The sequence below is a fragment of the Marinomonas sp. ATLA20 genome (genome assembly GCF_057180105.1).
Genome location: NZ_JBXUKU010000005.1, coordinates 354,086 through 366,124, shown reverse-complemented (window position 1 = coordinate 366,124; position 12,039 = coordinate 354,086). Strand labels below are relative to the sequence as shown.

The 12,039-nt window shown below is 41.8% G+C and carries 10 protein-coding genes and 4 tRNA genes; all 14 read left to right on the top strand.

Features of this window, described 5'->3' with window-relative positions:
- Nucleotides 1–97: 97 nt before the first annotated feature.
- The 14 genes from AC2A4J_RS11400 (at nt 98) to AC2A4J_RS11335 (ending at nt 12,022) form a co-directional block, all read left to right on the top strand.
- Nucleotides 98–173: transfer RNA gene (locus AC2A4J_RS11400), tRNA-Glu, on the top strand.
- A gap of 62 nt (nt 174–235) precedes the next feature.
- Nucleotides 236–311, top strand: a tRNA-Glu gene (locus tag AC2A4J_RS11395).
- Nucleotides 312–368: 57 nt separating this feature from the next.
- A tRNA-Gly gene (locus tag AC2A4J_RS11390) sits at nt 369–443 on the top strand.
- Between the two features lie 29 nt (nt 444–472).
- Nucleotides 473–548: transfer RNA gene (locus AC2A4J_RS11385), tRNA-Glu, on the top strand.
- A gap of 48 nt (nt 549–596) precedes the next feature.
- Nucleotides 597–1,424, top strand: a complete 828-nt coding sequence (gene pabC, locus AC2A4J_RS11380; protein ID WP_484176079.1) for an aminodeoxychorismate lyase — start codon at nt 597–599, stop codon at nt 1,422–1,424.
- Nucleotides 1,411–2,442 (top strand): endolytic transglycosylase MltG, encoded by a 1,032-nt coding sequence (gene mltG / locus AC2A4J_RS11375; protein WP_484176078.1) that lies wholly within the window; start codon nt 1,411–1,413, stop codon nt 2,440–2,442. Before pabC ends, mltG begins: the two co-directional genes overlap by 14 nt.
- Before the next feature lie 11 nt (nt 2,443–2,453).
- A complete protein-coding gene (gene tmk, locus AC2A4J_RS11370; protein ID WP_484176077.1) occupies nt 2,454–3,092 on the top strand; it encodes a dTMP kinase in 639 nt (212 codons plus the stop codon).
- On the top strand, nt 3,093–4,031 hold the full coding sequence (gene holB, locus AC2A4J_RS11365; protein WP_255824629.1) for a DNA polymerase III subunit delta': 939 nt from the start codon (nt 3,093–3,095) through the stop codon (nt 4,029–4,031). It begins immediately after the preceding gene.
- Nucleotides 4,032–4,038: 7 nt separating this feature from the next.
- Entirely contained in the window at nt 4,039–4,839 is an 801-nt protein-coding gene (locus AC2A4J_RS11360; protein WP_484176076.1) for a TatD family hydrolase, read from the top strand.
- Between the two features lie 217 nt (nt 4,840–5,056).
- Complete coding sequence (locus tag AC2A4J_RS11355; RefSeq protein ID WP_484176075.1) at nt 5,057–7,540, top strand: Lon protease family protein; 2,484 nt, start codon at nt 5,057–5,059, stop codon at nt 7,538–7,540.
- A 545-nt stretch (nt 7,541–8,085) separates the two neighbouring features.
- Nucleotides 8,086–8,511, top strand: coding sequence for a cytochrome b562 (locus AC2A4J_RS11350; protein ID WP_484176074.1), 426 nt, complete (start codon nt 8,086–8,088; stop codon nt 8,509–8,511).
- Nucleotides 8,512–8,572: 61 nt separating this feature from the next.
- Nucleotides 8,573–8,926 carry a hypothetical protein gene (locus tag AC2A4J_RS11345; RefSeq protein WP_484176073.1) on the top strand — a complete coding sequence of 118 codons (354 nt, stop codon included), beginning with the start codon at nt 8,573–8,575 and terminating at the stop codon, nt 8,924–8,926.
- A 123-nt stretch (nt 8,927–9,049) separates the two neighbouring features.
- Nucleotides 9,050–10,111: an AraC family transcriptional regulator gene (locus tag AC2A4J_RS11340; RefSeq protein WP_484176072.1), complete on the top strand. Its 1,062-nt coding sequence runs from the start codon at nt 9,050–9,052 to the stop codon at nt 10,109–10,111.
- Nucleotides 10,112–10,252: 141 nt separating this feature from the next.
- Nucleotides 10,253–12,022 (top strand): acyl-CoA dehydrogenase family protein, encoded by a 1,770-nt coding sequence (locus AC2A4J_RS11335; protein ID WP_484176071.1) that lies wholly within the window; start codon nt 10,253–10,255, stop codon nt 12,020–12,022.
- Nucleotides 12,023–12,039: the final 17 nt, after the last annotated feature.

Genomic DNA, 12,039 nt, shown 5'->3' with positions numbered 1-12,039 from the left:
CCAAGGTTGGGGTCGCGAGTTCGAGCCTCGTTTCCCGCTCCACTTTCTTAAACTAGAAAGTGAGTGATTAGTTGTAGCTCTATAAAAGCTAAATTGTGTCCCGTTCGTCTAGAGGCCTAGGACACCGCCCTTTCACGGCGGTAACAGGGGTTCGAACCCCCTACGGGACGCCACTTTTACATTGAAAGTAAAAAGTGTGTGAAGAGTGATATTGTTAATGTAGTAAAAAGTTTATGTCCCGTTCGTCTAGAGGCCTAGGACACCGCCCTTTCACGGCGGTAACAGGGGTTCGAACCCCCTACGGGACGCCACTTTTACCTTTAATAAAAGGTAAAATGTTGCTAAGTAGTGTATAGCAACAAACAAATGCGGGAATAGCTCAGTGGTAGAGCACAACCTTGCCAAGGTTGGGGTCGCGAGTTCGAGCCTCGTTTCCCGCTCCACTTTCTTTGATAAAGAAAGTTTTTTGTATGTCCCATTCGTCTAGAGGCCTAGGACACCGCCCTTTCACGGCGGTAACAGGGGTTCGAACCCCCTATGGGACGCCATCCTTTTTTGCGCTATCATAGCTAACCTTAATTTTTGAGTTTTTAGCCATGACTTGGTTCGTCAATTACAGATTAGACCATTCGGTTTCCGTTGCTGATCGTAGTTTGGCTTATGGCGATGGTGTGTTCGAAACTATTCGTGTTTTTCCTCAGCATTTCTTGCAAATAAATGATCACCTCTCTCGTCTTTATCGCGGGTTATCTAAGCTTGCTATGCCTTTCTCTACAGAGCAGAAATCTTTACTGTACGACTTTTTACATTCCAATGTTTTGCCATTAATCCATGAAGAGTCCGTTGTAAAAATTATTGTGAGTCGTGGAGAAGGTGGAAGAGGCTATTTAGCGCCTGAGAACTGCATTCACTCCGTCATTATCGGTATTCTGCCTGCACCAAATTACCAACTTCATCGTCAAAAAGGCGTTTCGCTTTCTATTTCGCCTGTTCCTGTCAGTTCCAATCGTTTTCTTGCTGGAATAAAGCATTTAAATCGGCTTGAAAATGTCATCGCCAAACAATTTTTAGTATCTGCTGATTTTGAGGCCATCATGATGAATGGCAAACGAGAGTTGGTTGAATGCATCCAGAGTAATGTTTTTTGGTGTAAGCAGGGCGTTCTTTACACACCTTCACTAGAGTTGTCGGGTGTGCAGGGAACTTATCGAAAAGCCATTATTGAAAATCAAAGCAACTACACGGTCCAAGTCGGTCATTTTTTTATTAACGACCTAATGGCCGCAGACGAAATTTTTATTACGAATAGCCTGATGGGCATAGTTCCTGTTACCGAGGTTACAGGAGTATCATTTCCAATTGGAGTTCATACTCGAAAGTTACAAATTTTATTGCAAGCTAAGGATATGCATGGCGTACATTAAGTGGTTTTATCGCGCAGTTTTTTTGTCTATTACACTGTCAGCCATATTAGCTGGTTATCTTTACCATTCAATTACCGCTCCTGTAGATATAACATCTAAAGAAGAGTTTGAGGTTAAAGCGGGAGATACGGCTTTTAGCTTGGGGCACGAGTTAAGTGAAAACGGTTTGATTGCTAACCCATATTTAACACGCGTGGTTGCCAAGCTTCATCCTGAATGGGTGCCTAAGGTTGGTAAGTATGCCATCAAACCTGAGATGAACTTATTGGATATTATGGCGTTGTTTGATTCTGGGCAGTCAATTTTTTATTCCATTACGTTATTGGAAGGTAAAACGACTCGGGACTTTTTAGTTGCCATGCAAGCACGTGGCAATATTAGCATGACACTGCTTGACGCATCGAATGACGAAATAGCGCAAAAAGTAGGACTTGTTGCTCCGCATCCAGAAGGTCAATTTTTCGCTAACACTTATCGCTACCATGAAGGCGATACAGATGTGAGTATACTAAAACACGCCCATGAATTGATGACTCAAACACTGGCTGATTTATGGGACAATAAAGCAGAGAACTTACCCTATGATTCGCCATATGAAGCGTTAATCATGGCGTCAATCATTGAAAAAGAAACTGGTGTAGCTTATGAGCGTCCAATGATTGCACGAGTATTTATTAGCCGATTAGAAAAGGGGATGAGACTACAAACAGATCCCACTGTTATCTATGGACTTGGTGATTTATTTAAAGGTAATTTGACGCGCAAAGGCTTGCAAAATTCATCACCTTATAACACTTATAAAGTCTATGGTTTGCCGCCAACACCGATCGCCAATGTCGGTAGAGAAGCTATCGAAGCGGCATTAAACCCAGGGGAAACCAAGGCCTTGTATTTTGTAGCTAAAGGCGATGGGACACACGCTTTTTCTAATACGCTAAAAGAGCATAATCGCGCGGTTAGAAAATATCAGTTTAAGCGACGAGAAGACTATCGTTCGACTCCAGCGACTGCGAAATAGAGGAAGATTGTATGAGAGGTAAATTTATTTCGCTTGAGGGTGGCGAAGGCAGTGGTAAGACGACAGCGATTCACTTTATTCGTCAGTGGTTAGATGATCATAATATTCCCTATATCATGACTCGTGAGCCAGGTGGTACGCCACTTGCGGAAGAAATTCGCCAGCTAATTTTGTCACCACGAGAAGAAGTGGTGAATGATACCACTGAGCTATTGCTTGTTTTTGCAGCCAGAGCACAGCATTTAGCTGAAAAAATCCAACCTGCTTTAGATAAAGGTACATGGGTGATCAGCGACCGTTTTTTGGACTCAAGTTATGTTTACCAAGGTAAAGCTCGTGGTGGCGATATTGCCATGCTTGACCAACTAGCGAGTTGGGTTGTTGGCGATAATAAGCCAAATGCAACTCTTGTCTTAGATGTGCCTGTCGAATTAGGGCAGGAGCGCGTTGTACAGCGACAGCATCAAGACCGTTTAGATAAAGAGTCACTAGCATTCCATCAAAAAGTGCGCGACGGTTTTCTTGAGCGAGCGAAAGCGGATCCTGAAAGAGTGAAAATAGTGGATGCCAGCCAGTCTTTAGAGTCAGTCAAGATTCAGATTGAGAAAGAGCTATCACAACTTCATAAAACTTGGGTTGGTGATTGTTAAATGTCAAAAATTGCTGACTGGTTAATTCCTTGTTTGCGTCAAGTGCAAGTGCTTAAACAAACAAACAGTTTATCACATGCCTTGTTAATTACTGGCGCTGACGGTGTTGGGCAGGAAGAATTAGCCCATGAAATGGTGAAGGATTTAATGTGCGAAAAAGATCAGGCTGCCGCGTGTGGTACCTGTCATTCTTGTCAGTTGATGAGCGCTGATACGCATCCTGATTATCGTATATTGGATGGTGAGAACGCGACGATCAAAGTTGATCAAGTGCGTTTATTGGTTCGCCAAATTAGTCAAAAACCTCAGGTTGGTCAAAACAAAGTCGTATTAATTACTCATGCTCAAGCGATGAATACGAATGCGGCAAATGCCGTACTTAAAGCCCTTGAAGAACCTGCCGATCGTACTTTTTTTGTCCTAACAAGCTCTCAGTCTACTAGCTTGTTACCGACTATTCGAAGCCGATGTTTATTGGTTAATGTACCAACTCCTAGCATGGGGGAAGTGAAGTCTTGGTTAATGCAGCAACCAGATGGTGAAGCTTTGAGCTCTCTATTTTGGCTAACCACTCAGCCATTTCGCTTATTATCTATTCACCAGCAAAATAAGACCCAATTATACACAGCCTTGCCAGATCAATTGACGAGCATGCTGCGAGGAACCACCCCCGTTAGTGTTGTGCTGAAAGGGTTGGATAGCAATAACATTGCGGACTACTGTAACGGCTTAGCAGCGATTTTACACCAGTGTATTTGTCATTCGACTGGCGCCCCTATCGATGAGGCTTTGCAGTCAATATACGAAGCGCTTATTGCTCGCCTTGGTATTCAGACTCTAATGGTACGTTATCAATCGCTGCAAAAATTGAAGTCAGACCTTCAAAAGACAAATTTAAACCCCATTATGCAACTCACACACGAATTGAATCAGTGGTAAACCAACTATGTTAATTGATACCCATTGCCATCTCGATATGCTTGATTTGGCTCCTCATAACAATGATATCAACTCAGTCATCGATGCAGCGTACCGCAAGGGCGTTAGACAGTTGCTGACGATTTCTGTTGATCTTAACAAAATGGATACAGTGTTAGGTTTCACCCAGCGTGATGGTATTTACGCTAGCTGCGGTGTTCACCCATTACAGAGCGAAGGTTTGGTTACTGATGAAGTGCTTTTGCGTCAGTTCGCAGCAGACCCAAAAGTGATTGCTATCGGTGAAACGGGCTTAGATTACTTTTACGAAAAATCAGCAGAAGTGCATGAGTCTCAGAAAGTGAGTTTCATGCATCACCTTAAAGCTGCTGGGGATTTAGAACTTCCTGTTATTGTTCATACTAGAAGTGCCAAAGAAGATACTCTGTCTTTGATTAAGCAATATGGTAATACTAATAGCGCAGGTGTATTGCATTGTTTTACTGAAGATTACGATATGGCCAAAGCTGCATTGGATGAAAACTATCTCATCTCCATTTCTGGTATTGTGACCTTTAAAACGGCGCAAGATCTCAAGGAAACCGTTCGTAAGTTACCGCTAGAGTCTTTGATTATTGAGACCGATTCTCCTTATTTGGCACCAGTGCCTTATCGTGGCAAAAAAAATGAGCCTCAGTATGTATCTGAAGTGGCTCAATATGTGGCCGATTTGAAAGGCATTCGTTATGAGGCCTTACTAGAAGCGACAGCTGCCAATTTCCATCGAGTTTTTGCGAAGGCAAATCCGCAGCATCAACTTCAGCTCTAGATGGTTTGCCAAAATTTCGCGTAATTGAGTAACAAAAAGTTGGACTACTGATGTTTTTTGCTAATAAAACAATGATATTTCTGCTTCTATATAGTCGAAGTGAAATCACAGTGTTAGTCTCAACATATTGTATTTATTTAAAATATTTGAAAGAAGAGTCTTCTTCTTTCGCAAGCCTATTTTTTGAATGGCTTGTTAGACATAAGGAAATCCATTGATGTCCAACATGGTTACTTCTCTACCTTATCAAGCTCTTTCAGCCAAAGTTCCTGCGGATCACCTGACTTTCAAGACATTAAACGACATTGAGCCGCTAAGCGGCATTTTAGGTCAAGAGCGTGCCGTTGAAGCCATTCAATTTGGTGTGGCGATGCAGCGCCCAGGCTACAATATTTTTGCTATGGGTGATTCTGGCACTGGCCGCTCTTCCTATGTACTCAGTTACTTAAAAAGTGAAGCAAAACGCCGTCCAGCACCTAATGAATGGGCTTACATTAATAATTTTACCGAAAGCCACCGCCCAAAGGCATTGGAATTTTCTCCAGGACAAGCCTCTGAATTCGAAAAAGAAATTCGAGCGCTAATCGATGGGTTAATGGTTACCTTTCCTGCTGCTTTTGAAAACCCAACGTATCAGCAGCAAAAAAGTATAATCGATCGTGCCTTTAATGATCAGTACGAAGCCGCGATTAATAAAGTAGAACGAGTGTCGGGGAAAGTTGGTGTTGCCATGTTTCGTGATGCATCCTCTGTGAGTTTTGCGCCAATGAAAGATGGCAAAGCACTGGAAGAAAATGAGTTTGCAGCATTAACAGATGATGAACGTGATGCATTTCAGGAAGGTGTTTCTACACTGGAAGGGTTGCTTAATGAAGAGTTGTTGGGTTTACCGCAATGGAAACGTGCAACCTACGAGAAAATTCGTCAGCTGAATCTAGATACCGTTAAAGAAGCGCTGGATCCATTAATGTCAGCCTTGTTTGAAAAATACCAAGATGATGCGGATATTAGCTCACACTTAAAGGCCTTGAGAGACGATCTAGACAAAACTATTATTGATCAAATGGCCGATGACAAAGCCACTGAAAATCGTGATGAGATTGGTCGCCGTCAGTTTTATGAAGAACTGTATTTACCCAATATCGCCGTTACACACGAAACCAGTGGCGGGCAGCCCGTGGTGTATGAACCACATCCTACTTATCGTAACTTATTTGGTCAGGTGGAACACAGTAGCGATCAAGGTATGTTGGTAACAAGTTATCGCTTAATTCGTTCTGGTAGCTTGCATGCGGCTAATGGCGGTTATTTGATCTTAGATGCTGAGAAACTGCTGACAGATCATTACTTGTGGGAAGCCCTTAAACGCGCTCTTAAAAGTAAAACGATCAAGATTGAGCATCCTTATGCGGATATGGGATTGATGAATACCACGACCTTAACTCCGCAAGATTTACCATTGCAAGTGAAAGTTGTGCTGATAGGCGCTCGTGATATTTATTACTTGCTACAAGATGCTGATCCTGATTTTCAAGAAATGTTCCGTGTTTTAGTTGATTTTGACGATACTCTAAAACGCTCTAAAGATTCTGAGTTGTCTTTTGCGCGTCTTATGAAGGATCGAGTTGATAAAGAAGAATACGCTAACGTGACACGTGATGGCGTTGCCGCCTTGATCGAATACAGCAGTCGTTTGGCAGAACATCAGCGTGAAATGGCAGCGAAAATTGGCGATGTGTTTGAGTTACTAGGTGAAGCGGATTTTGTGCGTCAAATGGCGAAAGAGGAAGAAATTACTGCTAACCATATTACACGTGCTTTAAAAGCGAAAAAGCATCGAACGGGTCGTGTTAGTGAAAAGATCATAGAAGAAATCATTGAAGGTACAGTGTTGCTTGAAAGTGACGGTTATGCGGTTGGCAAAATTAACGGTTTAACCGTTATGCAGATTGGAGACAGCAGCTTTGGCGCGCCTGCGCGTATTTCCACGACAGTTTACCCGGGTGGTAAAGGCATCATTGATATCGAAAGAGAATCAAACCTAGGCCAAAACATTCACTCTAAGGGTGTGCTGATCTTGTCTGGTTATCTTGGCAATAAATACGCTCAGCGTTTTCCGTTAGACATATCTGCTTCCATCGCTATGGAGCAAAGTTATGGGTATATCGATGGAGACAGTGCCTCTACGGCAGAATTATGTTGTTTGTTATCTGCATTGATTCAGGTTCCTTTACGTCAAGACCTTGCCATTACGGGCTCTTTGAATCAGTACGGTGAGATTCAGGCCATTGGTGGCGTAAACGAGAAAATTGAAGGATTCTTTAATGTTTGCAGTGCGCGTGGATTAACCGGCACACAAGGTGTGATTATACCTAAGTCTAATGCGGTTAATTTGATGCTAAGTGATGAAATTATTGATGCCGTAAAAGAGGGGATGTTCCATGTTTATGCTATTTCTACCGCCGATGAAGCTTTGCACTTATTGACAGGTATTGAGCCCGGTATTGCCGATAAAGAGGGAAAATACCCAGTAGATTCTCTATCTGCTCGAGTAATAGAGCGATTAGAAGAAATCTCTAAACTTGGCGAAGAAGAGGAAGATGAAGAAGAGGACTCAGAAGAAGAATCCGATAATTCATCAAAAGAAAATAAAGATAAAAAATCAGAGAAAGACAAAAAGCCTGAAACAACTCAAAAATAAAGTCTATGAACGTAAATCTTTAGTGTTTGCCATTGGTTCTCTTAATGATTTTAGTTTTACATTGAGAGTTCACCAAAGAAAAAACCGTGTAATAGAGGTCGTCCGCTTTGACATAAACAAAGCTGGCGACCTCTTTTCTTTTGCTAGGAAGGTGCTTTTTTAAAACCATCGCGGTTTTGAATGTTTTCCCACCCATATATTTCTGCGCATCTTTGTCCGCTGCAAGTTTTGCGTCAAAGTCACTGCATTCTGCATAGACAAAACTGGTCGCAACTAGGCTAAACAGGATGAGTAAATGGTATCTAAACTTAAAAATATTGAACTCCTATTGTGTTTGAATGACTAACTTATATTACAGCCTAGTGATATTGGTAAGATACACGTCAAACACCTTAAGTGTCATTAGTGAATTAGACTGCAATGTCAATATCGTTTAGCGCATTACAAGATAGTAGGTGTTTTTTTTAGCGAGCATGCTATTTTAAACATATTGTCTTGTGTCATTGGTTTCATGCTTAAGTATTTTAAGAATAAAGGGTGTATTTATGAAAAAGGGTCTTCTTACTGCTGCAGTTATTTCTATCACTTGTTCATCCGGTGCGTTTGCACATGGTTCATGCGACACAGAACTACATGGATATATGCAAAATATCAAAGATGAAATGCGCGCCATGTCATCTGATGTAAAATCTGGAGACAATCAATCTGCAGCAAAACATGTAGATTCGCTTATAGGTTATTTTGAAAAATCACGCAGTGAAACGCCTCATAAATTTATCCATGACGACCTAAAAGGCGCAGAGTTAAAATCTCAAACCGCCGCATACCACAAAGTTGTTGATGGAATGATTGATGTGCTTAAAAATCTAGAAGGCGCATTACAGTCTGGCGATTCTTCTAAAGTAAGAGAATTGCTTGGAGCAATAGGTGAGCACAGAAATTCAGGACATAGTTCTTTTAAGGAATGCTAATACTGTTTGATGACCTAGAGTGAATTCACTGCTACAATGCGCGCGATAAAGAGAGGATATTATGGCTCGTGTTAAAAAATCGCGCAGTATGCGTGGCAAACTTGGAAAAACTGGTTCAAAAGAGATGATGAAAGAGCAAAACAAAGCTCGTAAGGCTTCATCAACTCGTCGTTTTGTGACAAAGAAATCCAAGGAACGCAAAGAACAAGCGCACAAAAAACTTGAACGACTAGGTTTGCTTCCAGAAAAAGATGCTGGGGCAGCTCCCGTGCGACCTCGTCGTTTTGTTTTCGTGAAACCTGTTGATGAAAAGGCAGAAGAAGCGAAAATAGAGAAAGAATCAAACAATGTTGATACGGACAGTGAAGAACTGTCAGTAGACGAATTGTTGTCTGCATTTACTGAGCAAAAGTAAAAGCAGAAAAATAAGTAAATCAATGTACAATAAAAAAGGCTGCTGATGCGGCCTTTTTTTATGCTAAAAAAAGCATCGTAGAATAAAAATTAACTAGGATAATCTGATAGATAGGTGATAAGTGTGAAAGCTTCTGTTCCGATGTCGAGTGTTCGCTATCTTTTAAAAGCTGTAGAGAGCCAAGGGTTAGATCGTCAGTCAGTATTAGACAGCTTGGAATTAACGCAAGATGAAGTAGAACAGAGCGAGTCATTCCCTGCTTATCGTTACGGCATGCTTTATCAGAAAATCATGTGGCTGATGCAAGACGAATCTTTTGGAATGCTCAGTGGTGGTAAGGTTCCAAACGGCACATTCAGGATGATGTGCCTGTGTATCATACATGCCCGAAGTTTGGCCCATGCTTTGTACCGCTGCAGTGATTTTTATGAAATATGCAGGGGGCCAACGGTGAAGCCGGTTCTGATCAAGAAAGGGCGCTTTGCCATGGTGACCTTTGCCGCTTTGGATTCTTCTGAAGACAAAATCAACGAACTTGTGGTACCTGAGTCAAAAGAGCAATTAAGAACGACCCTTTCCATGTGGCATCATTTTATTTGTTGGTTAATCGGACGTCGATTAAATTTGAAGGCAGCTTATTTTACTAGTGAGCGTCCAGATGATGTGGAGTATTACAAAACTCTTTTTCAATCCGAAGTTAAATTCAATCAGCACGCGAATGCCTTAGTATTTCCAGCAAGTTATCTTGATATGCCAATTGTCCAAACGGAAGACAGTCTGAGAGGCTTTTTAAAAACGGCCCCCTACCAATTATTGGTGATGGTTGAGAACGACAACAGCTTGAAGTCACAAGTCATGGCCATGCTAGGGAAGGATTTTTCCAGAGAAATGCCAAGTGCTGATGAAGTAGCCAGTGCTCTTAACATGAGTGTGTCTACCTTGCGTAGACGTTTAAATGATGAAAAAACCTCCTACCAAAACATAAAGGATGATTGTCGCAAAGAAGCCGCAATTACCTATATGAATGCCCCTCAATTGAGTATTAATGATATTGCCGCTTTAATGGGCTTTGATGAGCCAAGTGCATTTTTTCGTTCCTTTAAAAAATGGACAGGAATGACCCCGGGCGAATATCGAAAAAGTGAGGAATATTTAAAGTTTGGTAAAGCAATGAAACGCCTATAAATTAGGCTCTTAACGCTTTATATTTTGTCTCATGAATGAATTTGTTAGAAATATAGGTCTGTATTGTTATTGAGAGATTTGCTTTATTTTTCCATTCTATAGGTATAAATCCGCTCGGATAAACTAACTGGAGAATAAAAAATGAGCGAATACCTATATCCAATCAACGACATTTTATTCAGCTTACGTTCTGTTGCTAAAACGGAACGCCTTACACCTTTTTTAGAAGATGCTGTCGATAACGATTTATTGGAAGCGATTCTGGGTGAAGCTGGAAAATTAGCCGAACAAGTTATTGCGCCCATCAATGCCAGTGGCGACAAAGAAGGCTCTCGAGTAGAGAATGGCGAGGTTATTGAAGCAAAAGGCTTTAAGGACGCCTTTAAGGCTTATTCAGAAGGAGGCTGGATTGGTTTATCTGGCGACCCTGAATATGGCGGTCAAGGACTTCCTTCTTATGTTGCTACTGCTGTTAACGAAGGCGTTCAAGCGGCCAATCTAGCTTTTTCTCTATGTCCTTTGTTAAGTCTCGGTGCAATCGAAGCGATTAGCCTACACGCTAGTAACGAGTTAAAGAACCTCTACCTTCCTAAAATGTTGGCTGGCGAATGGGCTGGCACAATGAACCTAACTGAGTCCGCAGCGGGCTCCGACCTCGCGGCCATTGCTTGTAAAGCGATACCCGATGGGGATGTATTTCGAATCAAAGGTCAGAAAATATTCATCACCTGGGGTGATCATCAAATGAGTGATAACATCATTCATTTGGTGTTAGCTCGCTTGCCAAATGCGCCTGAGGGTGTGAAAGGTATATCTTTATTCATAGTGCCGAAATTTACTTTGGATGATCAGGGTGAGCCCGCTCAACGTAATGATGTTCATGTGGTTTCTGTTGAACATAAAATGGGCATCCATGCCTCACCTACATGTGTAATGAGTTTTGGTGATAAAGAAGGGGCGGTTGGCTATCTTGTGGGTCAAGAAAACGAAGGCATTAAAGCCATGTTCACCATGATGAACAATGCAAGGCAAGGTGTTGGTTTACAGGGTTTGGCTATATCTGAGAGAGCGTACCAGCAAGCATTAGACTATGCTCAAGAACGTAAACAGGGAATGAATGCCGAGCGAACAGCTCGCGCTGCTATTATCGAGCATCCTGATGTGCTTCGTATGCTGATGACAATGAAGTCGCAAATAGATGCGATGCGCTCTCTTATTTATGTGGCTGCAGTGGAAAATGACTTATCACATTTCGCTTCAGGGGAAGACCAGAAACAAGCCATTGCTCGTACTGCGCTTTATACTCCAATTGTTAAAGGTTGGATCACTGAGCAAGCTCAGGAAATAACGTCGTTAGCAATTCAAGTGCATGGTGGAATGGGTTTCATCGAAGAAACGGGCGTGGCTCAGCATGCACGCGACGCGAGAATCTTGCCTATTTATGAAGGTACTAATGGTATACAGGCAATTGATTTGATTGGCCGTAAATTGCATTCAGACAAAGGGGTCGCCATGATGTCTTTATTGGCTGACATCGAAACTGAAATAGCAGAATGGCAGTCATCTACTGTGAGTGCTTATGCTGACAAAGTGAAACTAATTCTAGATCAGGCTAAATCGGCCACTGAGAAATGTTTGGCTGCTATGGAAAAGAATCCTGTTTTAGGTACGGGCTTAGCGTATTCTTATATGATGTTAATGGGGTATTTGATTGGTGCCTGGTTGCAAGTAAGAGCTTTATACGCGGCACAGAATGATGAAAAACTCGACGAATCACAAAAAAATTCTTGGGAGCAATCTGTCGCATTTTATTGTGATCATGTTTTGCCACGGGCTTTGGGTCATGTTCACTCAATAATGTTTGGATCAACAACTGTTGACAAACTAAACAAAAATGTTTTCAATCGATGAAAAAGCATTTCATGACC